Source organism: Carnobacterium sp. AT7, from assembly GCF_000171855.1.
GTDB classification, from domain to species: domain Bacteria; phylum Bacillota; class Bacilli; order Lactobacillales; family Carnobacteriaceae; genus Carnobacterium_B; species Carnobacterium_B jeotgali.
The window spans coordinates 1-25307 of the sequence record NZ_ABHH01000019.1 but is presented as its reverse complement, the minus strand read 5'-3'; the positions used below and the strand labels follow the sequence as shown (position 1 = coordinate 25307).

Genomic DNA, 25307 nt, shown 5'->3' with positions numbered 1-25307 from the left:
TCATTTCAAGTCTTATTACCTCTTGTCTAATAGGATTCATATAACCTAGTTTAAGTATTTGATTTCTTACTATCTTAGCGGAAATTTTCTTATATTTTTTAATTTTCAAACCGCTCTTCACATAGGTATTCTTTCTTGTTGCTCTAAACTACTTATAAATTTAATCTTTTTATTTCTAAATTATCATAATTTTATTACTTTTTGTTTTGAAATGATTCCGTTTAGCTGTATGATATAAGTGTTAGAGTACGTATAATATTCCTTCTTTTTATTGTTGAGTTCGGCCGAACGCGTCCTCTTATTTACAAATAAAAAGTTCTAAAAGATTTAAAAGAAGTTAGAAATTTAATTCACATATCTAAATCACCTTGAAAAACCTGTTTTAATAGTTTTTAAAACCTTTTAACTTTTTCAATATTTTGATTTACAAAAAGTTTGTTAAGTGTTACACTATCTTTGTTAAGAATCTTATCCATAAAGGAGTTTGTTGTATTATGACTGAACATGAAGTAAAAGATCACCAAAAAGTAATTTTAATTGGAGATGGAGCTGTCGGGTCTAGTTACGCTTTTGCACTAGTGACACAAAATATTGCTCAAGAATTAGGGATCATTGACATCAATACAGATAAAACTGAAGGGGATGCTATTGATCTATCTGATGCTTTAGCCTTTACTTCACCTAAAAAAATCTATTCAGCAACTTATGCCGACTGCCATGATGCAGACATCGTTGTTATTACAGCTGGAGCTGCTCAAAAACCTGGCGAAACTCGATTAGACTTAGTTCAAAAAAATCTAAGAATTTTTAAAAGCCTTGTAGGCCAAGTTATGGACAGTGGATTTGATGGTATTTTCTTAGTAGCAACAAATCCTGTAGATATCCTAACTTATGCAACTTGGAAATTCTCTGGACTTCCTAAAAACCGAGTTATCGGGTCTGGTACTTCTTTAGATACTGCTCGATTCCGCCAAGCAATCGCTGAGCTAACTGGTGTTGATACACGTAATGTCCACAGTTATATTTTGGGCGAACACGGTGATACAGAATTCCCAGTGTGGTCTCATGCAAACATTGCGGGACTAACCATTAACGAATGGATTAAAGATAATCCTGACACAGATGAAAAAGCACTTGTAGATGTCTTCTTTAGTGTTCGTGACTCTGCTTACAACATTATCCAAAAAAAGGGAGCAACTTTCTACGGTATCGCCGTATCGTTAGCTCGTATTACAAAAGCCATTTTTAATGATGAAAATGCTGTATTGCCTCTATCTGTTTACTTGAATGGCGAATATGGACAAAATGATGTATTTATTGGAGCTCCGGCAATCATCAATCGCCAAGGAATTCAAAAAGTCATCGAAATCCCTTTAAATGATTCTGAAATGGATAAAATGAACTTATCTGCATCAACCTTGAAAAAAGTTATTGCTGATGCTTTTGAAGCTCTAAGTAAAGAAATTTAATTACCTGAAACACAAAAAAGAGGACTGGATATAAAGAATCCAGTCCTCTTTTTTGTGTTTTCGAATAGTGCTGACACTCTTTATTGCTCTTCACAACACAATTGAGCAATTGTTTCTGCATAAATGTCCATTGCTAAATACAGTTCCTCTAACTTCAACCCTTCGTTCTCTTGATGAGCAAAGCTTTTTGAATATGGAAAATGAGCGCCAAATGCCACCATATTAGTCATTTTACGAGCATATGTTGCGCCTCCGCTAGTAGACGGTTCCGTTAAGTCGCCTGTTTTATTTCGGTAAATAGCGAGTAATGTTTGAACGAGTTGGCTATCTTTTGGAACATATAATGATGGAACTGCATCATATTCTTGATAAATCAATCCATATTCACTTGCTGCTCGTTCCAACGTCAAAGCAATCTCTTCTATCGTATACTCAACAGGAATTCTCATATCAAGTACAATTTCAGAAACGGCTGCATTTATTAAAATGCTGCCTACATTAAACGTTAGTTCTCCCGTTAATTCATCTTTAATTTCTCCAAATATGCTAAATCCATTTGTTTCTTTAGCAACTTTTTCGGCTAAAAACTTTAACAGTGGGTGTTCATAATGAACTGCCAGTCCTTCAGCTAATTGATTGATTGCGTTAATTCCTAGTTCCGCTGTACTTGCATGAACCGCTTTTCCATTTACTGTAACCTTATGACCGGATAGTCTAACCTCTGCTTCCATTTCTTTAAGTGTCTTAGCAATTTCTTTTGCATCTTGACCACTATAACTCGCTTTTCCGGGAACAACATTAGACGCTTCACCACAATCCAAAGCAATTTCGCTGCTTCCAGGACCTATTAACTTAGCTTGCAGCAACCTTTCTCGGCATACGTTAATGGAAATACGCCATCTGGCACAAAACCCATTGTTGGCGCCTCTTCGTTTAAATTATAATGATCCATACACCGCCAAAGTGTTTCTTCGTCTGTACCAAATATAAACCTAATCCGTTTATTAAATGTAAATCCTGCATCAACAACAGCTTTTAAAGCATACAGAGCAGCAATCGTCGGTCCTTTATCATCTTGACTTCCACGACCATAAATCACACCATCTTTTACTACACCTTCAAAAGGATTCGTTTCCCATAAAGAAATATCTCCTTCAGGAACGACATCTAAGTGACAAAGAATACCAACTAGCTCCTCACCTTGCCCATAATCAGCATAACCATAGAAGCCTTCCGGATCACTATATGTAACCATTCCTAAACTTTTACTAATAGCTAATACTTCTGCTAAGCTATTTGCAATTTCTTGTCCAAAAGGCGGATTTGTCGTACCATCCGATGTATTCACAGAAGATATCGCAATTAATTTTTGCAAGTCTAAAAGACTTTCTTTTTTATGTAGCTCTGTAATCATAGAATTCATATATATGCCTCTTCTCACTTTAATTGTTAGTATCATGGTTAAATCTTTTACTATGCTTGCTAGTATACTTCTACAAGCATAAAAACGCAACATTATGCATTAAAACAACATAAAAAGATTTTTTATACATTATTAATGCATAAAGTTAGCAAAAAAAAATCTGCACTTTTTAGTGTGGATAGAGGAAGCTAGTTCATGCTTAACATTCTGAAGGAATAGGATTGCTTGTAGCCCTGTAGAAAAATGAAAGGGTAGCACTGTGGGCACTCATGCCCAAGTCTATCATGTTTGTAAGCAACTGAAGCAGCCACACTATTTGACGAAGAGCCATAATATTAATAAAAAACAGTTCGACTGAATGAATAAATTCAGTCGAACTGTTTCTAATTTTATAACGGAAGAATAACTTCATCCTCATTTTCATTTGTAGAATCTATCGCTTTGACTTCAACAATTAATTTATGCGGTAAACAGATAGCTGTTTCACCTGGTTGGCTAATCCAACCCGTTTTTACAGCTATTTGATCTGGACTGTTATCTTCTTTATTACGAATTTTTGTCCCATCTACTTCAATAATATTGTATTGACCTTCTGAAGGATAGAAAGTAAACGTTTCATGAGGTGTATTTTCTGATAACTCTATTTCTTTAACCGGTTCTCCATCAATTGAAACTACAGCATAGATTGAACTATTTTCATCTATATTTTTAGTTGAATAGCCGAAAATAATAAGCGGTATGAATGACCCCACTAATAATAATATAACAATAATACCATCAAAAGGGCGTACTAACTCTAGTTGATTTTTAAATTTTCTCATTATCTTTTGACTCCATTTCTCCCATATATACTAGGAAGCTAATGCATTAAGTATAACAAGCTTCTCTTTAGACAGCAAGATGAATACGTGTTATAACCTTTTTCAAACAAAAACAATGAGATAAGAAAATTTTACTTTCCTATCTCATTGTTTCATTCAAATTGATTATTCGATTACGTCAGTATATTGTCTTTCAAATAAAGGACTAACGGATCTATTTTCATGAATGCGCGTAATTGCATTTGCTAGCAAAGTACTAACACTCACTTCAATAATTTTATCGATTTTTTTCTCTTCAGGAAGGAAAATTGAATCAGTAACAATCAATTGTTTGATTACTGAATTTTGAATTCTTTCAATAGCTGGGCCTGATAAAACAGGGTGTGTGCAACAAGCATAAACTTCAGTAGCACCTGCTTCTGATAGAGCTTGAGCAGCTAACGTAATTGTTCCTGCAGTATCAATCATATCATCGATTAAGATACATTTTTTGCCTTCTACATTGCCAATGATATTCATCACTTCAGCTACATTTGCTTTAGGACGACGTTTGTCAATGATAGCAATTGGAGATTTTAAAAATTCAGCTAATTTACGTGCACGTGTGACGCCACCATGATCAGGAGAAACAACTACTACGTCTTCTTCATCAGTAACGATTCCTCGTGTTAAGAAGTAATTTGCTAAAAGAGGGGCACCTACCAAGTGGTCAACAGGCATATTGAAAAAACCTTGAATTTGAGCAGCATGTAAGTCTAATGTCAGCATACGATCTGCTCCAGCAGCCGTAATCATATTAGCAACAAGTTTTGCAGTAATGGGTTCTCTAGAACGAGCTTTACGATCTTGTCTTGCATAACCATAGTAAGGCATCACGATATTAACTGTTGATGCACTTGCACGTTTTAAAGCATCTATCATAATCAATAGTTCCATTAAGTTATCATTTACAGGGCTAGATGTTGATTGGATGATATAAACATGTGCTCCACGAATGCTTTCTTCAATATTGATTCTAATCTCACCGTCACTGAATTGATCCACAGATAGTTTTCCTAATTCTACTCCAACCGATTTAGCAATTTTTTCTGCTAATGGTTTGTTTGAGTTTAACGCAAAAATCTTTAACTTTGGATCAAAATACTGTTCTGACATAGTAACCTCCACTTTCTTTATTTAGGACTGATTTGCTTCATATCATACTAATGATAATTACTTTTCTTCTGAAAATCAAGTAATTCAGCATTTTATAGTTTATTTTTAATGTGGCAAACGATTAAAGTAGTTGGCTTTATTCTCTTGACGTGCTCTCGCAATGGCCATCGAATCCGTTGGTACATCATTAGTAATAGTTGAACCAGCAGCAATGTAAACATTTTCTTCAATCGTAATTGGAGCAATCAAGTTAGCATTACAACCAACAAATACATTGTCCCCAACAGTTGTACGGTGTTTATTCTTGCCATCATAATTAACAAAAATTGTTCCGCATCCGACATTAATGTTTTTTCCTAAATCTGCATCTCCGATATACGTTAAATGTCCTACTTTAGTATCTTGATCAATTGTGGCATTTTTAATTTCAACAAAATTACCAATATGAACAGAATTTCCAATTGTGCTATTCGGGCGTAGATGACTATATGGTCCAATATTACTATTATCTGACATCTTAGAGTCTACAATAGTGGAACTTTTCACTTGAACTTGATTGCCTATTTCACTATTTGAAATTTCAGAATTTGAACCAATGAAGCAATCCTCTCCAATAACGGTTTTTCCTTTGATGACAACACCAGATTCAATAACTGTATCCGAACCAATCTCAACGTCACTATCAATGTATGTTGTTGTTGGGTCAATAAAAGTAACCCCATTTTGCATATGTTTTTTATTGATACGACTTCTCATTAATTTTGCTGCTTCGGCTAATGCGATACGATCATTAACACCTAAAGCTTCTTCTTCATGATCCATTTTATAAGCTGAAACGACATATTCTTGTTTTTTTAGTATTTCAATCACGTCTGGCAAATAATACTCACCTTGAACGTTATCATTTCCAACTTGTTTTAGTGCTTCAAATAATAGTTGATTGTCAAAACAATACGTTCCCGTATTAATTTCTTGAACTTGCAATTCTTCTGGACTTGCATCTTTTTGTCAACTATTTTTCAACGTTTCCTAATTCATTCCGAATCACTCGGCCATAACCAGTAGGGTTTTCAGCATGTGCTGTTAAAATAGTTGCTTTTGCTCCTTGTTCTTGATGATTATCGAACAAATGAGTCAATGTTTCAGCTGTTAAAAGTGGTGTATCTCCACAAATAACTAAAGTTGTTCCTTCTTTATCTTTTAACAGTTCTTCCGCTTGAATAACAGCATGTCCTGTTCCTAACTGTTCAGACTGAACAGCGTATTCAGAGCGTTCTCCAAGATAATCTTTTACCTTTTCAGCGCCAACTCCAACAATTGTTACGATTTTATCTGCGCCTACAGCTTCAACTTGACTAACTACATGACCTACCATTGGTTTTCCTGCAACTGGATGTAGCACTTTATATAATTTAGATTTCATTCTTGAACCTTGTCCTGCTGCTAATATGATTGCATAACGTTGAGGCATTATATAGACTCCTATCTGCTTTAATTTTTTTTAATTTTGATTAGTTATTTTTACTAAGTAAAGGCTTTTTACTGCTAAGTCTTCTGTTTTATGATAGCTTATACACCATTAGTTTTCAAGAAGCAATATGACTTGACCACTTTGTGTTTTTTTATAGTTAAAGACAAATAAAACAAGGACAAAAGTAATCTTCTTACTCTTGTCCTTGTTTTTTATTTAGTAAAATAATTACCCGGTTCTACATGTATCGTTTTCTCACGAACATTGACTTCATCTACACATAAAAGTGACGTATACTCATCAACCATTCTGTTGCCACTAAAAGTAGATTCTGCAAAAACAGTAATTCCAACTAATTCTGCCTCAAATTCTTCAATCAGGCTCTTCATACCGTTAACGGTACCGCCACCTTTCATGAAATCATCTACAATCAATACACGGGAGCCTCTTTTTAAGCTGCGTTTTGATAATTCCATTTTTTCAACACGATCTGAGGATCCAGAAACATAATTAACACTCACAGTAGATCCTTCAGTTATTTTAGAATCTCTGCGGACAATAACAAACGGCACATTTAAATACGTTGATACTGCTTGAGCGATTGGAACACCTTTTGTTGCTACTGTCATAACGGCATCGATTGGTTGTTCTAAATATTTAGTTGCAATAATTTTACCTACTTGACGCAACACACTTGGTTGTCCTAATAAATCAGACAAATAGACATATCCGCCTGGTAACAAACGATCTGATTCGGATAAACGTTCACACATTTCTTTTGCAAACTCTTCAGCTTCATCTTTTGCAATTTCAAGTATATACCGCACTCCTCCTGCTGCTCCAGGAACGGTTTCCAATGTTCCAGTACCTCGTTCTCTAAACGTTTTTTCACTATGCTTAGATCTTCACTGATAGAAGATTTTGCAGAGTCGTAACGATTAGCAAAATAGGTAAGCGGCACTAATGTATGCGGTCGTTCTAACATGTAACGCGTGATATCAATCAAGCGTTCACTTCTTTTTATCTTCATTATTTCACCTTTTCTATTGTTTTATTTTTTTAGTTTTGCCAGGTCATTATTTCTGTCAAACATCATTATACGCGTTTCGCATACAAAAAGGTAGCTTTTTAAAAAATATTATAAAATCGTTCGCTTTTATTAGCACTTTCTCATCAAAAAAAATACGAACCTTCGTATTCATTCCCTTCATAATTTTGCTAAATAAAAAAAGGATTGAGAAAACACTCAATCCTTTTGATTTATTTGGTCGCTAGCTCTTTATTAAGAACGACTTTTTTTATATTTCAACTGCTGGATTACTTTTATTGTCATTGTTGTAATCATGAAAATAGAGATAAAAATCAAAGTGATTGTTGCGCCTGGTGGTGTACCCCATTCATATGAAACAGTTAAGCCTGTAAACATACCTACAATACCCACAAGAATACCTACAAGAATAACCCATTTAAAACTTTTGCTTATCCGCATAGCAATTGCTGCTGGGAGAATCATAATAGCTGAAACCAGCAACGCTCCTGCAATCGGCATAATTACCGCAATAGTTACCCCTGTAATAACATTGAAAAGTATTGATATTAATCGCGTTGGTAACCCAGCTGCAAAAGCCGTATCTTCATCGAAAATCAAAACATACATCGGTCTGCGAAAGACCAAAAATAAAACAATCACAATCAAAAATAATGCCGCTAATAAATAGAGTTGTTGCTGGCTGATCGTCACGATAGATCCGAACAAATACTGTTGAATAGTAGTGGTAGAACCGCCACTGCTTAAACTCATTAAAACAAGAGCCACAGACATTCCAGCAGACATCAAAATCGCAATCGATATTTCAGAATAAGATTTATACAATGTACTTAAATATTCTATTAGCACAGCTGCAATAATTACTACAATCAATGTCATAAAGGTTGGATTTACATTTAAAAACAACCCCAACGCAATTCCTGCTAATGAAATGTGTGATAACGTATCTGCCATCAATGATTGTCTTCTAAGAACTAAGAACAGACCTAGAATTGGAGAAATAACTGCAATTAAGAATGCAGCTTGGAATGCTCGCTGCATGAATCCATAGAAAAACATCTCCATGGGGAATCCTCCTTTCGGATAAGCTGAATGTGTCTATCCGCATAGTTTTTAATGTCTTCATGATTATGTGTGACCATTAAGATGCCTTTGCCATGAAACTCACTATTGTGCTTTAACAATTCATAAAATTCTGTTCTGGAGTCTAAATCCATACCCGTAGTGGGTTCATCTAAAATAAATAAATCTGGATCTGTCGCAAAGATACGGGCTAGTGATATACGTTGCTTCTGTCCACCAGAAAGATCGCCAATTTTTTTGTGGCGTAGATCCCACATACCAACTGATTTTAATGACCGTTCAACATGCTCATGGTCTTCTGCATCTAAACGTTTAAACCATTTCCCTCTTTGATAGCGCCCAGATTGAACCAATTCCAATACTGTACTAGGAAAACCAGCATTAAACGAAGCGACTTGTTGCGGAATATAACCGATTGATAAAGGTTCATTCCGATTATTTACAGCAGAAATTTTAGCTGAACCCTTAGTTGGTTTGAGCAATCCTAAAACATTGCGTAATAAGGTTGATTTTGCTGCGCCATTTTCTCCCGTCAGCATAACAAACTCGCCTGGGTCAACTGTGAAAGAAATATTTTCCAGTACGGGCTCTTCGTCATAATAAAAAGATAAATCCTTCACTTCAACGTAATGCATCGTTATCCCTTCTTTCTTTTACATATAGGCAGAAGTTATTGCTCCTACTCCTATTTCATTAATTATTGAATACTTTTTTCTAGAGCGGCTAGATTATTTTTCATTAATTGAATATAATCGATTCCCTTTTCTTGATCTTCTGTCGTAATTCCTTCAATTGGATTTAAAACTTCTAATTCTGCATCTGTCTCATTAGCTAGTGTTTCTGCAATTTTACTAGAAGATGTTCTGCATAATAAATATACTTTATATCGTTCTCTTTACATAATCTGTAACTCAGCTAATTTAGCTGGGCTAGGTTCTCTTCAGTTGAAATGCCCGCAATTGAAACTTGTTCCAAGTCATATCTGTTTGCTAAATAGGCAAAAGCAGCATGTTGTGTCACAAAAGTACGCTTAGTTGCTCCTTTAAATGCTGTTTCAAATTCTTGATTCAGTGTTTCTAATTTTTCAGTGTACGCCGTTGCATTTGTTTCATATGTTTCTTCGTTTTCTTGATCAGCAGCAATCAACCCTGCTTTAATATTATTAACTTCTTCTTTAGCAAGTATAGGATCTAACCAAATATGAGGATCAACCTCATGATCATCTCCTGCTGCTTCATGCTCACTATGTTCTTCTGTTGACTCCAATAATGAAATTCCTTCGCTAGCATTTACTACAACCGTATTTTCTGTATCAATACTTTCTAAAACGCTTGAAACCCAAACTTCCATTTCCTCACTATTGTAAATAAAAACATCTGCTTCTGAAATTGCCGCAACTTCTTTCGCACTGGGTTCATAACCATGCGTATCTGTACCTGCTTCTAACAATAAAGTTACATCTGCATTGTCTCCTGCAACATTTTTCGTAAAATCATACATCGGATAGAATGTTGTTACAACAGTTAGTTTATCTGATTTCGGTTGAGCATCTTCTTGACTCCCACATCCTACTACTATAAGCAAGATAGAGAACAATAACGCTAATCCAATTCTTTTTTTTCTGTTCATTGAGCTTATACCTCCTTTTGTTTATTTGTTTTTTTTATTTAATTATTATTTTACCTAAATCGTAACCATTACTATTTAAAATTCCTTATGTAGCTTATCATTATCTACTTTATGCGTCAAGAAAAATAACGTTCTAGAATAAACAATAGGATATACAGATAGGGTTGAGACTAATGCCTCAACCCTATCTATATGACTAATTTCCAGTTTACTTAAGCGTTCGTACCAAGTAAACTTCATTACAAAATCCTTTCAAACCATTATACACACGCTGAGCTTTTGAATATTTCTTACATAAAGCATACACTGTTGGGCCACTTCCACTCATTAAAGCAGCGTCTGCTCCAAATTGAAGCATCTTTTTTTTGATATGATTAATATCCGGTTGTTTTATAGCAGAAACGGTTTCTAAAGCATTACCCGTACTGTCAGCCATTTGAACGTAATCCTTTTCTTGAATAGCTGTTAACATTTTGTCTGTTTCCGGATGAACTAACTGATCAAATGAAAGATTTTCAAAAACAGTCCATGTTGAAATACCTTTTTTAGGCTTAACCAAAACTACCCAACATTGTGGCGGAGCCTCAATTTGCTGTATTTTTTCTCCGCGACCTGTTGCATATGCTGTTCCACCATAAACACAATAAGGAACATCCGAACCGATTTTCTCACCTAGAAGAGCTAATTCATCATTGCTCAAGTTTAAATGCCATAAACGATTAAGTCCTCTTAAAGTAGCAGCCGCATCACTGCTACCACCAGCTAAACCGGCAGCGATTGGAATATTCTTTTCAATACTAATATCGACGCCTTTTTCAATTTGATAGGTATCTTTCAAAAGTTTTGCAGCCTTGTACGCATGATTGCGTTGATCCAGTGGTAGAAAACCATTAGTTGAATGAATAACGATCTGATCTTCTTCAATTGTTTTTAGCACTATGCGATCTGCTAAATCAACTGAAGTCATTACCATCTGCATTTCATGGTAACCATCATCTCTCTTATGCAAAACATCCAAACATAAATTAATTTTAGCTGGTGCCTTTTCTATTATCTCCATTTATCCTTCACTCCTTTCTGTTATATTTTTTTATTGTCTGTAAAACATACTAGCCTAAAAAAAAAGATTTGAAAAGCAAGAACGGCATAATTTAACTTAAATGTTATAAAAAGTAGGATTTAATGGCTTTAAGTTCGCACTATTCAAAATAAAAGACTTCTTTTCAGTAGTTTCAATAAGAAAAGGCCTAGACAAAAAATGTCCTAGACCTGTTCTCTTTATGTACGTGGAGCTATCAATTCAACTTTAATTCTATCAGGATCTTCGAAAAAAACGGCATAATGCTGCTCTCCACCAGCAAATGGATGTCGATTTTGATAAAGAATTTCAATACCTCTGTCTTGCAGTTGTTTTGTCAGACTGTCTACTTGTTGTTTAGAACCGGCCTGAAAGGCTAAATGATTCAATCCTATATGCCCTCTATGGTAACCTTCTAAAAGAAATCTATCTTTTGTTTGAACAAAAACAAGATAAGTTTCATCTTTTCTCCAACTTTTCCCTTCATCCCAATTCTGGAACGGTTGATAACCCAACTCCTCTAGAAACCATCCCCAAAATTCTATTGATTTTTCTAAATTAGAAACATTTAGTTCAATATGATGAATATGCCCCATTTCCAATAGCTAGCCTCCAAAGAATGCAGTTTAATCTATACAAAAAAAACGAGCTTATAATGGCTCGTTAAAATTAGTTCTATTCTATTTAAATTTTACGATTTTAAGCTAATTGGCGTTTTTCTTCTCCAATAAATTCAATTTCTACAGATTGAGTTAAAACATCTGTATAACTATATGAAACACGTTCAAATGCGTTTTCATCTTGGTCTAGCTCAACCACAAATACTGAATGATATGTGTCGGCTAATATACCTTTACGTTCGGTTTTTTTCTTACGACCAGCTTGCGCGGTCAACATAATCTTCTTACCTAAATGATCATCTAAGCTTTCTTTAATGTCTGCTAATGTACTTGGCATCAGATTCACCTCACTCGTCTGATACCATTATATCATACTGACCAAAATTTTACAAGTATACCATATGAAAACCTTATGCACAAATAATAATTCTCTCATATTACATTTTTTTAATGTCTTGCTATTGCTGATATACAAGCTTGTATTAGAAAAAGAACTAATCTTTTTCTAATACAATTTCGTCAATTGCATCTGATAAAAGAGCAAATTCTGCTAAACTCAAGGTTTCTCCGCGACGTTTAGGATCAATATTTGCCGCTTCTAAGGCTTGTATTAATTTTTCTCTCGTTTCATCTTCTTTACCATATCTGATTAACAAATTGTTCCAAAGCGTTTTACGTCTTTGTACAAAAGCCGAACGTACAAGCGCAAAAAAGGATTTCTCATTATTGACGGTTACACTTGGTGTAGCTCTTCTCGTTAATTTAATAATGGCTGAATCAACATTTGGTTGCGGGATAAAGACTGTCTTAGGAACAATAAAAGCCACTTCTGCTTCCATGTAATATTGAATAGCAATAGATAAAGATCCATATGCTTTACTTCCTGGAGCAGCTGTTATTCGTTCTGCTACTTCTTTTTGCATCATGATTGTTAATCCATCGATTCGAACAGGTGTTTCTAAGAAATGCATAATAATAGGTGTGGTAATGTAGTATGGCAAGTTAGCCACAACAACTAATGGTTCATCTAAATCAATCATTTCAGGTAAGCTTTCTTGTAAATTAACTTTCAATACATCGCTATGAACAACAGAAATATTATCATACGGGCTTAAAGTATCTGCTAAAACTGGCAATAAACGGTTATCTATTTCAAAAGCAATTACTTCTTTACTTGCTCTTGCAAGATGTTCCGTTAAAGCTCCTATTCCAGGACCTACTTCAATGACATTTGTATTTTTATCAATATCAGAAGCGGCTACAATGTTACTTAAAATGTTAGGATCTACAATAAAATTCTGTCCTAAACTTTTCTTTACTGAAAAACCATACTTTTCCATTATTTCTTTTGTTCTCGATGGGGTTGCTATATCTTTACGATTCGTCATTTTCTTCCTCCAAAATTTGATGCATCACTGTCACAACTTCTTCAGGAGAGATTTGAAACATTTGCAATCTCTTTTGAAGTTGTTTTCCGTTAGTGTAACCAATATTGAGCTTTTCACCCAATTTTATTCGTCTCTTTCGAGCAGAATGCCCCATGATTAAGCCAGCATCCATTAGCAATTCTTTTGATATTAAAGACTCTTTAGCAATCGTTTCTGTATAGCATTTTGCTAACGCTGCACGTATCGCATCTGGAGAAGCATGCTCAATCCCCAAACTGCCTTTCCCTTTTGATTTTGCTTCAGCTCTTGTTAGAAAAGCATGTTTAACTCCAGGGATGGCTTGCGAAATAATTTTACGGATTTTTTCACCTGGAAAATCAGGATCCGTGAACACAATAACGCCTCTTGTTTCATGAGCTTTTTGAATCAATTTTAACGTCTCTTCATCAATCGCTGATCCATTTGTTTCAATAGTATCTGCTTCAACTGATTCCAAAATACGTCTTGTATCATCGCGGCCTTCAACTACAATAATTTCTTTTATTTTTTCCATTAAACTAACCTAAATAAGCGATTGGCATTCTGCATCGTTTGTTTAGCTACTTCTTCGTAACTTACGCCTCTTTGCTTAGCTACTTCTTCTGCTACATATTTAACATATGCGGGTTCATTGCGTTTTCCTCTGAAAGGCATTGGAGCCAAGTAAGGCGCATCTGTTTCAATCAACAGTTTATCAAAAGGAACAGCTTTAGCTACCTCTCTTACCTCAGGAGCATTTTTAAAAGTGATGACTCCACTTACAGAAATATGCATTCCCAAGTCTAAGAATCGTTCCATCCACAATGTATCCCCGCTAAAGCTGTGCATAATGCCACCAATATCTTCAACGTGTTCTTTTTTCATCAACTGATAAGTATCTTCAATCGAATCTCTCATGTGTATACTGATGGGCATCTTCAACTCTTTAGCAATTTGAATTTGTCTATGAAAAACATCTTTTTGAACATCTTTAGGAGAAGTATCCCAATGATAATCCAAGCCCATTTCTCCCATCGTCACAACTTTTGGCAATTGCAATTGATGGTAGAGCTTTTCTTCAATTTCTTCCGTGTACAAATAACTTTCAGTAGGGTGCCAACCAATAATGCTATAGATTTCTTTATATTCTTTGCTCAAAGCTAAAGATTTTTCAATTGTTTCAGTGTCAAAGCCGACAACGGCCATCCTAGTGACATCATTTTCTAGTGCACGCTGCACAGTTTCTGGAACTTCATTGTCAAATTCCTCCGCATTCACATGCGTATGTGTATCAAATAACATCGTAACATCCTTTCTTTTTTTGCATTTACAGAAACACCCTGCTAAATGAGTTTCCAGCAGGGTATTCGTTTTATAAGATTTTAAGCAACTTCAGATCCATTTGGAGCTTCTGTTGGCGCTTCAATGATTTGCAATTTACCATCTTTTTCAGCTGATAAGATCATTCCTTGACTAATTTCTCCACGCATTTTACGTGGTTTCAAGTTCGCAACAATCACAACTTTTTTTCCGATTAAAGCTTCTGGATTTGGATACCATTCTGCAATACCGGAAAGAATTTGGCGATGACCTTCATCTCCTGCATCTAAACGGAATTTCAAAAGTTTATCTGCTCCTTCGACTTTTTGACAGTCTATTACTTCAGCAACTTTCAATTCAACTTTATCAAAATCTTCATATTTGATTTGTTTTTCTTTTGTTGAAACTAAAGTTGTCTCTGAAGGATCCCACTCGGCTTCCACTTCAGTAAACTCTTCTGTTGAATTGCCAGAAACATTTGCCATTTGCTCTTTGATATAAGCAACTTCTGCATCTATATCTAAACGTGGAAATATAGGTGTCCCTTTTTTGATTACCGTAGTATTTGTAGGGAAGGAACCAAACTGGATAGTTGACCAGTCACCAGCAAATTCTCCTTCAACTCCTAATTGAGCAAAAACCTCTTTAGGGGCGTGAGTTAAGAACGGTTGCAATAAAATAGCCGAAATACGAAGCGTTTCTGCTAAATGAACCATCACACTAGCCAACTCGTTTTTTTGATCTTCTTCTTTTGCTAATTTCCATGGAGCTGTTTCATCAATGTATTTATTGGCACGCGAAATCAATACCCAAACATGGCTTAGCGCACTACTAAATTGCATATTTTCCATTTCTTCTTGGTAATTTGTACAAACTTTTTCTGCTGTTTCTTTTAGAACCGCATCAAATTCCGTAACATTACCAGTATAGTCTGGAACTTTTCCATCAAAGTATTTATTGATCATCGCAATGGTACGATTCAACAAGTTTCCTAAATCATTTGCTAAGTCGTAATTCACACGAGACACAAAGTCTTCCGGAGTAAACACTCCATCGCTACCAAAAGTCACTTCACGCATCAAGTAATAACGTAAAGCATCTAACCCATATTGCTCTACTAGCATTTCTGGATAGACAACATTTCCTTTGGATTTAGACATTTTACCTTCTTTCATCAATAACCAGCCGTGGCCAAATATTTTTTTAGGCAATGGCAAATCTAATGCCATTAACATAATCGGCCAATAAATTGTATGGAAACGAACGATTTCTTTTCCTACCATATGCACATCTGCTGGCCAGAATTTATCAAATAATGATGTATCATCTGTTCCATAACCCAATGCCGTAATGTAATTTGCCAACGCATCAATCCACACATAAATAACGTGTTTAGGATTGCTAGGTACTTTAACTCCCCAAGTAAATGTTGTACGTGAGACAGCTAGATCTTCCAAACCTGGTTTGATAAAATTATTGATCATTTCGTTTTTACGTGATTCCGGCTGAATAAAATCTGGATGTTCATTATAATAAGCCAATAAACGATCCGCATATTTACTCATTCTAAAGAAATAAGACTCTTCTTTAATCAGCTCGACTGGATGTCCACTATCTGGTGACTTTCCACCAATAATTGTGCCTTCAGCATCTCGTTCAACATCAACTAACTGCGTTTCGGTATAGAACGTTTCATCTGGAACAGAATACCAACCTTCATATTCATCAAGGTAAATATCGCCTTGAGCTAAAAAGCGTTCAAAAATATCTGCTACAACTTTCTCATGGATAGGGTCAGTCGTACGAATAAACTTATCATTACTGATTTCCAGTAACTCCCATAAATTTTGCATACCTTTAGCCATTTCATCCACATATTCTTGCGGCGTAATATTTAATTCTTGTGCTTTGTTTTCAATTTTTTGACCATGTTCATCACTACCTGTCAAATAGAAAACGTCAAAGTCTTGCATTCTTTTATACCGTGCCATAACATCACACGCAATCGTTGAATAGGCATTTCCAATATGCAATTTTCCACTTGGGTAATAAATAGGTGTTGTAATATAAAATGTTTTTTTCTCAGTCACTTTAGGTGCCTCCTTAGTAGGTTTAGCTACTCTATTCTAACCCTCTATCAAACAATCTTTTAGAAAAGAAGGTGCGTTTAGGCAACAAATGAGTAGGGTGCTTTTTTATTTAAGTTGATTTTCCTCAAAAGCTTTCTGAAATAGTATACCACAGAAAACGACCAGAAATAGGAAAATCCGAACGATTTATCACTTCTTAAACAAACTTTCACCTACTATCTTTAAGACTTCTTAAGGCAATAAATTCATTTTTTGCAAACCTTTTAAAATACCGTTGTTCTCTGGAGAAGCTGTAATTGCATCTGCAATTTGTTTCAATTCACTACGACCATTTTCCATAGCAACGCCCATACCAACTGCTTGCAGCATTTCGATGTCATTCAATCCATCTCCAAATGCAGCCGTTTCGCTAACATCGATTCCCATATGATCAATCAACTTTTCGATTCCTACTGCTTTAGACATTCCTTTCGAGATTACATCTACTGAATAAGGATTCCATCTTGTGAAATGACAATCTGGGAAAGCTTCTTGATAAAAGTCATCATATTCTTCTGTTGTATGAATAATACACTGATAAATAACACGATTTTCATAGTAATGCGGCAAAACTGGCTTTACTTTTTTAGAAGAACCAATATAACGTGTAACCAATTTCATCACTTTTTTGGGAGGAGCTATAGGAACTCGCTGAATCATTTTCTTTAATAACCCTTTTTGTCCAAATGTAACAAGCGACGTGCCTAATATCTCATCACTCCCACAAAATGCAATTCGTTGCTTATTTGTTTCTGCTGCGAGCGCCAATCGTTTAACAGAATCTACTGATAATTGATTGTGATGGATAACTTCTCCTTCATATACTACATATTGTCCATTTAATGTAATGTGTGTTTGAATATCTAACTCTTTCAAAATTTCATCAATTCTAAAAGGTGCCCTTCCCGTTGCAATGACCGGTGTAATACCCTTCTTTTTTAAATCTTGAATAGCTTTTCTAGCAGAATTTGGAATTTTTTTTCTCTCTGTCAATAGCGTTCCATCAATATCAAAAAATACAAGTTTATACATCTCAATGGCTCCTTTAATTTTTTTACTTAAAATAATATTTTATTTTATTGCTGAAGAGATTAGTGAAACAAATTGTTTCGCGTGAAACAATTCAACTGTTATTTTTTCATTTTGCTGTCTTAAAGGCCAAGATTTAGTTGCAACCTTTCACTTTCTTTAATAATAACGGTTGCGGTACAATAAGGCTAGTTATTCACTATTCAAGAAAGAAGGAATCCTAATGATTTCTATCGGTTTAACAGGTTGGTCTGATCACGACTTATTGACCATCCAAACTACTAAACGATTGGAAAACTATAGTTCGCACTTTCCATTTGTAGAATTAGATACTAGCTTTTATGCTATTCCTCCTGTTAAAAATATTCTGACCTGGATGGAAAAAACACCTGCTACTTTTCAATTTGTCCCAAAGGCTTTTCAAGCAATGACTTTGCACAAAGATTGGTTGAATTTTTTCCCAGCTGAAGAGCAAATGTTTGAACATTATATTGCTGTTTTCGAACCAATGATCACAGCCAATCGAATCAAGGCTTTTTTATTTCAATTTCCGCCTTATTTTGATTGTACGAAAGAACACGTTCAGTATTTAAGAAAAATTCGCCTATTTATGGGAGAATTGCCCGTTGCTATTGAATTCCGTCATTCTAGTTGGTTTAGTGAGACGAATAAAGAAAATACACTTCTCTTTTTAACGGAAGAAAAGTTCATTCATACTGTTGTTGATCAACCTCAAACTCCTGGAAACAGTGTTCCTTTAATTACCAAAGGAACACATGCAGCATTAACGCTCGTTCGCTTGCATGGTCGGAATTATGAAGGTTGGTTAGATGCTAGCGGACCTGATTGGCGTAAAAAAAGGACTCTATACAATTACACTTCAGACGAGTTAGATGAATTCGCAGCACTTGTTCGCCAATTAGAAAAAGATTCAAAAGAAGTCGCAGTTATTTTTAACAATAATTCTGGTGGACACGCCGCTAAAAATGCAAAACAATTGCAAAAAAAATTGCATCTTACTTTCGAAAATCTTGCTCCGCAACAGACCGATTTAGATTTATTTGGAGAGGATTTTTAAAATTATTCCAACTAAATAGCGAAAAAATAGAGTCTACTCTTAATGAGTAAACTCTATTTTTTTATGAAATAGCATGGACACTTCTATAAATTCTTGCAGAATAGACGAATTTGCTTTTAAAAGTACTGGGATGGTCTTAAGCCAAAACACAGCATGATCGCTAACCTTACTACAAGCAATCAAATCGATTTATTTTCGCTTATATTAACAATTTATACATTACCAGAATTTTTTTCATGCCAATTTCTGACTAAAACAGATAAAGTAAAACAAATTATAAAATAAACCACTGCTAAGAAACCATAAATTAAAAAGACTTCTGAAGTTTTTGTGACTTTTCCTAAAATAACTTGGCCGCTTCGCGTAAACTCCATTATTCCTAAACCAGCAAGAAAAGATGTGTCTTTAATAGTTGTAATGACTTGTGACAATAAAGAAGGAATGATTTTTTTGAACGTTTGCGGCAAGATAATGTAAAGTAAGGTTTGAAAAAAAGAAAAACCTTGAGAATGAGCTGCTTCGAATTGTCCTTTAGGTATAGCGTTTAATCCTCCACGTACAATTTCTGCTACTACGGCTGCTGTATATAAAAATAAAGCTAGTGAGCCTTTTACTAAAATCGTACTTCCTGGAATCAGAAATGCACAACCTAGCATCCATAAAAGTAAGGGCGTATTGCGAAACAATTCAATGTAAAAACTAGCAAATTTGCCAAGAATTTTTTTTTCGTAATTTCTAACCAATCCTAAAAGGGTTCCTAATAGTATTGAAAGAATAATCACGCATAAAGAAATTACTAAACTAGTCCTTAATCCATCTAATAAAAACAACAGGTTTGGCTGCGTAAAAACGGTTTGTATGGATTCTATCATTCCATCACCTCCGGAATATCCACTACCATAGCATCATTTTTCTTTAGTTTTTCTTCATATTTTCTTGAGAATGTAGCCAATGGGAAACACAACATGAAGTAAAGCAATCCCGCAACCACATAAGATGTTCCATAATTCAAACTAGATGAAGCATAAGAATCAGCTGCATACATTAAGTCTGCTCCAGCAATGATTGCTAGCACGGATGTGTTCTTGATTAAGTTTACCGCTTGATTCGTCAATGGTGGCAGAATACTCTTTACCATTTGTGGCAATATGACGTAGCGCATGGTCTGAGTGTAATTAAAACCTTGCGAGTATGCGGCTTCTTGCTGGCCTTTTGGAATAGATAGTATGCCTGCACGCACCACTTCTCCAATATAAGCTCCATGATACAATCCAACACCTATTACCCCAATCATAAACTCGCTCAACACCAAACCAGCCATTGCCAATCCGTTATACATAAAGAAAATCTGGATAACTAGTGGGATATTTTGGAAAATCTCCACATATACTCTTGCTATTGAACGTAAAATCACATTTTGTGCAGTGGACAAGATGCCTATAATGACGCCAATCACCAATGACAGTGCTAATGCTAAAATAGCTACTTGGAGTGTTCTTAAAAATCCAGAACCAAAGTGATCAAAATTTTGAAAAAGATCCTCCCATCTCCAAAGAGCAAATGGATTCGTACTTTTCATTATTCACTCAATCCCCACTCTGAAACCAATCCATCAAGAGTGCCATCTTCTCCCCATGTTGTGATTAAATCATTTGTGTAGTCTGCTAATTCCGTGTTCGTTTTCTTCGTTGCAATTCCATAATCTTGCGTCGCAAAACGATCTGATAAAATCTCAGTTGAGTCATCTAAGTATCCAGCTAAAATAGATCTGTCTACACTAAATGCATCTACACGCCCTGAATCCAAAGCTGCTTTGATTTCAGGATAAGTTGCGTATTCTGAAAAATCGATTGCGATATCGTATTTTTCAGCTTCTGCTTCAATAGCTTCTGCTGTGGTAGAACTTTGTGATACACCAATAGTTGCTCCATCCATATCTTTTAATCCTTCATAATTTTTATCTTTCTTCACTAATAGACCAACTGCATCTTCATAATACGCATCCGTGAAGTTATAGGTCTCTTTACGCTCTTCTGTTACCGTAAAAGTAGCAATAATCATATCTACTTCGCCGTTGTCTAGTAACGGACCGCGCGTTTTAGCTGTAACGGGTGTCAATTCAATAGCATCTGGATCACCTAATATCTCTTCCGCTAACTTTTTAGCAATATCGATTTCAAATCCTTCTATTTCACCTGTATCCGTATTTTTCAAGCCAAAATTTGGAACATCTTCTTTGACACCAACTTTTAATACTCCTGCTTCTTTGATTGATTCAACCGTTACTTGATCTGAATTATTTGTAGTTCCTGCTTTTGTTGCATCATCATCTGAGGAACAAGCTCCTAAAAATAACACACTAGACAAAACCACTGTCGCTAATAAATTTCTCTTTTTCATTTCTTTTCCTCCTAAGTAAATTCCATTTTTTTATCTTAAAATTTTGCTTAAAAATTCTTTAGTTCGTTCATGAGTGGGATTTTCAAAGAAATGTTCTGGTGGCCCCACTTCAAGAATGGCCCCGTCGTCCATGAAAATCACACGATCCGCTACTTGTTTAGCAAAACCCATTTCATGTGTCACAACAACCATTGTGATATTCATACTAGATAACTTAATCATGACGTCCAACACTTCTTGAACTGTCTCAGGGTCTAAAGCAGAAGTGGGCTCGTCAAATAAAATTATTTTTTTTTCAGAACAAAGAGATCTCGCAATAGCGACTCTTTGTTGTTGTCCTCCAGAGAGCGTTGAAGGATACGCTGTTGCTTTTTCTCGTAACCCTACGATATCTAAATACCGATAAGCAATTTCTTCTGCTTCTTTTTTTGATTTGTTTTGTAATTTCATCGGTCCAATTGTTAGGTTTCCTAACACTGTCATATGCGGATAGAGGTTAAACTGTTGAAAAACCATTGCAGAAGAATTTCGCACCATTTCTAATTTATTTTTTGCTGTTAGTTGGTTTCCTTCTATATAAACTTCTCCCGATGTTGGTTCTTCAAGAAAATTCATACATCTGACTGTTGTACTTTTCCCAGAACCAGAAGGTCCTATGATAACAAGCTTTTCCCCCTCTGCCACCTCTAAATTAATATCTTTTAATACATGGTGGTCGCCGAAATATTTATTTACATTCTGTAACTTAATCAACTTTTCCTCATCTCCTTTGCAAAAACATTTTAGTCATTAGGTTAGATTTTTTAGACAGGTGAGGTTTTCTTCCTGCTTAAAATAATAGTATAGATACTCGTTTATGAGAAATCAATTAACATATATCTTTTTCATGTGATATATCCTCACACGATTTTAGTAGAAATAAACACAAAACACAACAAAAACCCTTCATTTGATTGATTTTCAAAAGATTAAAAAACTATCATCTTTCTCATTTATTTATTAAAATAAACAAAAACCTCAAACCAATGAATGATTAAACTCATCGGTTTGAGGTTTTAACTATTTTTATACTTATCTAAAAATACTAGTTTTTCTAATGGTTAGTTTAGTAGTTCCTTTGCTAATAAACGATAAACAGCTAAACGTTTTTCTTGTGAATGAGGAATACTGCAAATCATAGCTTCGTCAAACCCAAATTGTGCTTGATCTTCCAATAACTTTTCAGCAATTTCTTTTGGAGGACCAACTAGATGCAATTTGCGTCCTTGTTGAATCGTCAATTTATCAATTTCAGTCAGTGGGTAATTTTGCGCTTCTTCAGGCGTCATTAATTGTCCCATACGGCCTTTCCCCATTAATAAACGGGCGATATCTTGCGGCTTAGCTTCATATTCAGCTTCATCTCTTGTCTCAGCCGTTGTGACCAAGTAAGCAACATTGATAGTCGATTTTTCCATAAAGGCAGATGGTTGAAAATTGACTCTATATTCATCAAAAATATCTTTTGTCATTCCACCCATAAAGAATTGAGCAAATGAATACCCTACTCCCATTTGAGCTGCTTTTCGTGCACTACTTCCACTTGATCCTAACAACCAAGATTCAGGCAATTGGATATGCGAAGGAGTAGCAATTGTTCGATTATACAATCGATCTTCAGGTACTTCATCATTGATTAATTTTAATGCTGTATCAAATTTTTCATACATATTATCCAACATCGGCTGACGACCTTCTGATAAAGCGTAAATCGAATTATTGTCGCCACCTGGAGCACGGCCTACCCCAAAATCAATTCTTCCTGGTGCAAAAGCACTTAACGTTTTAAACACCTCAGCTAATTTCAATGGCGAATAATGCATCATCATAATGCCACCCGTACCGATTCGAATATTTTTTGTTTTTGCTGCTAAATGTGCTGCGGTGATCTCAGGAGCCGAACTTGCATAACCATTTGTTCCATGGTGTTCTGCCATCCACATACGTGTATACCCTAATTCATCTGCTAAAATAGCCAATTCTTCTGCTTTCAATAATGCTTCTGCAGCCGTATTTCCACTTGTTATCGGTGCTTGATCTAAGACACTTAATCTCACTATTTTTCCATCTCCTCATTATGCAATACGTGCTATCCTGTATTGTCGTTTCTTATATCCCGTTTCTGTCTCTAGTATAAAGAAATACATAGATGATTTCTATTTTGTGGTTCTTAGTTGATGTTATTTATTTTTTTAATACGCGCATAGCATTTAGGACGGCGATAACCGTTACACCAACATCTGCAAAAACGGCTTCCCACATTGTTGCAATACCCACTGCACCTAGAATTAAGAAAAAGCCCTTTACTGCAAGTGCTAGAATGATATTTTGCCATACAATTCTTCTAGTATCTTTTGCGACTTGCATAACTGTTCCAATTTTAGATGGTTTATCGTCCATTATAACGATATCTGCCGCTTCAATTGCTGCGTCTGAACCTAATCCTCCCATTGCAATTCCTATATCTGAACGTGCTAATACTGGAGTATCATTGATTCCATCACCGACAAAAGCGACTTTTTCTTTTGGTCCTTTACGCGCCATAATTTCTTCCATTTTCTCTACTTTGTCTTGAGGCAGAAGCTCTGCGTAGAACTCGTCAATACCTAACTTCTTAGCCACGGCTTCTCCCACGGCTTTCGAGTCTCCGGTTAGCATAATAACGTGCTCTACACCTTTCTCTTTCATTAACGCTATTCCTGCTGCAGCGTCTTCCTTAATTGCGTCTGCAATCAAAATATGACCAACATACTTTTTAGCAACAGCTAGGTAAATAATGGTTCCAATTTCTTTTGAATCCCTAAATGAAATATTGAACTCTTGCATCAATTTAGCATTTCCTGCTAATACTTCTTTTCCGTCAACTTTCACTTGAATACCATGACCAGATATCTCATTGTATTCTGTAATGCGGTTCTCATCAATTTTTTCTTTATATTTTTCTTTAATCGATTCAGCAATCGGATGTGAAGAATGTGTCTCAGCGTATGCGGCCAACTCTAATAACTGTTGTTTATCCCAACCGTTTTCGGGTTCAATATCTGTAATTTCAAATCTACCCTTTGTTAACGTTCCAGTTTTATCCATAATAACGTATTTAATATCATTCAATCCTTCTAAGAAGTTACTTCCTTTAACCAAGATCCCTTTTTGTGAAGCTGATCCAATCCCACCAAAAAAACCAACTGGAATCGACACAACCAATGCACATGGACAAGAAATAACAAGGAAGATGCTTGCTCGATAAATCCATTCATTAAATGTAGCTCCTGGAAAAACTAATGGCGGAACAATCGCTAGCACTAAAGCCATAATAACAACAGCTGGCGTATAGTAGCGCGCAAACTTAGTAATAAAGTTTTCTGTAGGTGCCTTTCGACTGCTTGCATTTTCTACTAAATCAAGGATTTTTGTAACCGTTGATTCAGAAAAGAGTTTCTCAACTTCCACTTCAATTAGACCATTTTTATTAATAAATCCACTCAACACACTGTCTTTTACTGTCACACTTCTAGGAACTGATTCACCAGTTAACGCTGAAGTGTCCATTGAAGAGATTCCAGTAATAATCTTCCCATCTAGAGGAACTTTTTCACCTGGTCGTATGACAATTGTGTCGCCAACTCTAATCGTGTCTGGTGCCACACTTTTTGTATTGCCATCGGCTAGCTTTAGATTCGCATAATCAGGTCTTATATCCATTAAATCAGCGATTGACCTCCTGGATCTATTGACCGCAACACCTTGAAAAATTTCTCCTACTTGATAAAATAGCATAACAGCTACCGCTTCTGGATATTCCTGAATATAAAAAGCACTTATCGTAGCGATAGTCATCAAAAAGTTTTCATCAAATAGTTGGCCATTAAACATATTTTTGATGGCTCTCCAGACTACATCGTATCCTGCTACAAGATAGGCAACTACAAACAATCCTAAGGATAACAGTTCATTCATAGGAACAAAATTTGCCACTAATAACAACACCAAAGAAATGACTAACCGACTAATGGTCTTCTTCACATTGCTTTCTACATGGCTATGTTCGTGTGGATGATGCGGTTCTTCTAGCTGGCTTGTTTCTTTATTTTCAGCCGTTGGCAGGCCAT

The 25307-nt window shown here is 35.4% G+C and carries 20 protein-coding genes and 4 pseudogenes; 2 read left to right on the top strand and 22 right to left on the bottom strand.

Features of this window, described 5'->3' with window-relative positions:
• Positions 1-494 precede the first annotated feature (494 nt).
• Positions 495-1469, top strand: coding sequence for an L-lactate dehydrogenase (locus CAT7_RS08185; protein ID WP_007724307.1), 975 nt, complete (start codon positions 495-497; stop codon positions 1467-1469).
• An 80-nt stretch (positions 1470-1549) separates the two neighbouring features.
• On the opposite strand, the pseudogene CAT7_RS08180 reads toward CAT7_RS08185, so the two are convergent.
• From CAT7_RS08180 to CAT7_RS08105, 16 genes and pseudogenes are all read right to left on the bottom strand, one after another.
• Positions 1550-2892 (bottom strand): annotated as a pseudogene (locus CAT7_RS08180) (M20 family metallopeptidase).
• A gap of 389 nt (positions 2893-3281) precedes the next feature.
• On the bottom strand, positions 3282-3713 hold the full coding sequence (locus CAT7_RS08175) for a NusG domain II-containing protein (RefSeq protein WP_007724303.1): 432 nt from the start codon (positions 3711-3713) through the stop codon (positions 3282-3284).
• Positions 3714-3878: 165 nt separating this feature from the next.
• Positions 3879-4868, bottom strand: coding sequence for a ribose-phosphate diphosphokinase (locus CAT7_RS08170; RefSeq protein WP_007724301.1), 990 nt, complete (start codon positions 4866-4868; stop codon positions 3879-3881).
• A gap of 105 nt (positions 4869-4973) precedes the next feature.
• Positions 4974-6339, bottom strand: a pseudogene (gene glmU, locus CAT7_RS08165) (bifunctional UDP-N-acetylglucosamine diphosphorylase/glucosamine-1-phosphate N-acetyltransferase GlmU).
• A 212-nt stretch (positions 6340-6551) separates the two neighbouring features.
• Positions 6552-7369 (bottom strand): annotated as a pseudogene (gene purR / locus CAT7_RS08160) (pur operon repressor).
• 252 nt (positions 7370-7621) lie between these two features.
• Positions 7622-8452 carry a metal ABC transporter permease gene (locus CAT7_RS08155; RefSeq protein ID WP_007724291.1) on the bottom strand — a complete coding sequence of 277 codons (831 nt, stop codon included), beginning with the start codon at positions 8450-8452 and terminating at the stop codon, positions 7622-7624.
• The gene (locus CAT7_RS08150) at positions 8398-9105 is read right to left on the bottom strand and encodes a metal ABC transporter ATP-binding protein (RefSeq protein WP_007724288.1); all 708 of its coding nucleotides are present in this window, start codon (positions 9103-9105) and stop codon (positions 8398-8400) included. Before CAT7_RS08150 ends, CAT7_RS08155 begins: the two co-directional genes overlap by 55 nt.
• A gap of 62 nt (positions 9106-9167) precedes the next feature.
• Positions 9168-10108 (bottom strand): annotated as a pseudogene (locus tag CAT7_RS08145) (metal ABC transporter substrate-binding protein).
• A 199-nt stretch (positions 10109-10307) separates the two neighbouring features.
• A complete protein-coding gene (ispE, locus tag CAT7_RS08140; protein ID WP_007724283.1) occupies positions 10308-11159 on the bottom strand; it encodes a 4-(cytidine 5'-diphospho)-2-C-methyl-D-erythritol kinase in 852 nt (283 codons plus the stop codon).
• 218 nt (positions 11160-11377) lie between these two features.
• On the bottom strand, positions 11378-11773 hold the full coding sequence (locus tag CAT7_RS08135) for a VOC family protein (RefSeq protein WP_035019558.1): 396 nt from the start codon (positions 11771-11773) through the stop codon (positions 11378-11380).
• A 103-nt stretch (positions 11774-11876) separates the two neighbouring features.
• Positions 11877-12134 carry a Veg family protein gene (locus tag CAT7_RS08130; protein WP_007724277.1) on the bottom strand — a complete coding sequence of 86 codons (258 nt, stop codon included), beginning with the start codon at positions 12132-12134 and terminating at the stop codon, positions 11877-11879.
• Positions 12135-12291: 157 nt separating this feature from the next.
• Positions 12292-13185 (bottom strand): 16S rRNA (adenine(1518)-N(6)/adenine(1519)-N(6))-dimethyltransferase RsmA, encoded by an 894-nt coding sequence (gene rsmA / locus CAT7_RS08125; RefSeq protein ID WP_007724274.1) that lies wholly within the window; start codon positions 13183-13185, stop codon positions 12292-12294.
• Positions 13172-13738 (bottom strand): ribonuclease M5, encoded by a 567-nt coding sequence (rnmV, locus tag CAT7_RS08120; RefSeq protein WP_007724271.1) that lies wholly within the window; start codon positions 13736-13738, stop codon positions 13172-13174. The genes rsmA and rnmV overlap by 14 nt, the downstream gene beginning before the upstream one ends.
• Positions 13738-14505, bottom strand: coding sequence for a TatD family hydrolase (locus CAT7_RS08115; RefSeq protein ID WP_007724268.1), 768 nt, complete (start codon positions 14503-14505; stop codon positions 13738-13740). The genes rnmV and CAT7_RS08115 overlap by 1 nt, the downstream gene beginning before the upstream one ends.
• An 80-nt stretch (positions 14506-14585) precedes the next feature.
• Positions 14586-16613, bottom strand: a complete 2028-nt coding sequence (gene metG / locus CAT7_RS08110; protein ID WP_007724266.1) for a methionine--tRNA ligase — start codon at positions 16611-16613, stop codon at positions 14586-14588.
• Positions 16614-16844: 231 nt separating this feature from the next.
• Positions 16845-17684 carry a Cof-type HAD-IIB family hydrolase gene (locus CAT7_RS08105; RefSeq protein WP_007724264.1) on the bottom strand — a complete coding sequence of 280 codons (840 nt, stop codon included), beginning with the start codon at positions 17682-17684 and terminating at the stop codon, positions 16845-16847.
• Between the two features lie 220 nt (positions 17685-17904).
• Between CAT7_RS08105 and CAT7_RS08100 the strand changes: the two genes are divergently transcribed.
• On the top strand, positions 17905-18759 hold the full coding sequence (locus CAT7_RS08100) for a DUF72 domain-containing protein (RefSeq protein WP_007724263.1): 855 nt from the start codon (positions 17905-17907) through the stop codon (positions 18757-18759).
• A gap of 212 nt (positions 18760-18971) precedes the next feature.
• Here the strand turns inward: CAT7_RS08100 and CAT7_RS08095 are convergent, their stop codons facing one another.
• The 6 genes from CAT7_RS08095 to CAT7_RS08070 form a co-directional block, all read right to left on the bottom strand.
• Positions 18972-19631 carry an amino acid ABC transporter permease gene (locus CAT7_RS08095; protein WP_007724262.1) on the bottom strand — a complete coding sequence of 220 codons (660 nt, stop codon included), beginning with the start codon at positions 19629-19631 and terminating at the stop codon, positions 18972-18974.
• Positions 19628-20338 (bottom strand): amino acid ABC transporter permease, encoded by a 711-nt coding sequence (locus CAT7_RS08090; RefSeq protein ID WP_007724261.1) that lies wholly within the window; start codon positions 20336-20338, stop codon positions 19628-19630. Before CAT7_RS08090 ends, CAT7_RS08095 begins: the two co-directional genes overlap by 4 nt.
• Positions 20338-21159: a transporter substrate-binding domain-containing protein gene (locus tag CAT7_RS08085; RefSeq protein ID WP_007724260.1), complete on the bottom strand. Its 822-nt coding sequence runs from the start codon at positions 21157-21159 to the stop codon at positions 20338-20340. Before CAT7_RS08085 ends, CAT7_RS08090 begins: the two co-directional genes overlap by 1 nt.
• 30 nt (positions 21160-21189) lie before the next feature.
• Complete coding sequence (locus tag CAT7_RS08080; RefSeq protein ID WP_007724257.1) at positions 21190-21912, bottom strand: amino acid ABC transporter ATP-binding protein; 723 nt, start codon at positions 21910-21912, stop codon at positions 21190-21192.
• Between the two features lie 347 nt (positions 21913-22259).
• Positions 22260-23255, bottom strand: coding sequence for an MsnO8 family LLM class oxidoreductase (locus CAT7_RS08075; protein WP_007724255.1), 996 nt, complete (start codon positions 23253-23255; stop codon positions 22260-22262).
• Between the two features lie 127 nt (positions 23256-23382).
• Positions 23383-25307, bottom strand: a 1925-nt coding sequence (locus CAT7_RS08070) for a heavy metal translocating P-type ATPase (protein WP_007724249.1), incomplete at its 5' end; no start/stop codon positions are given.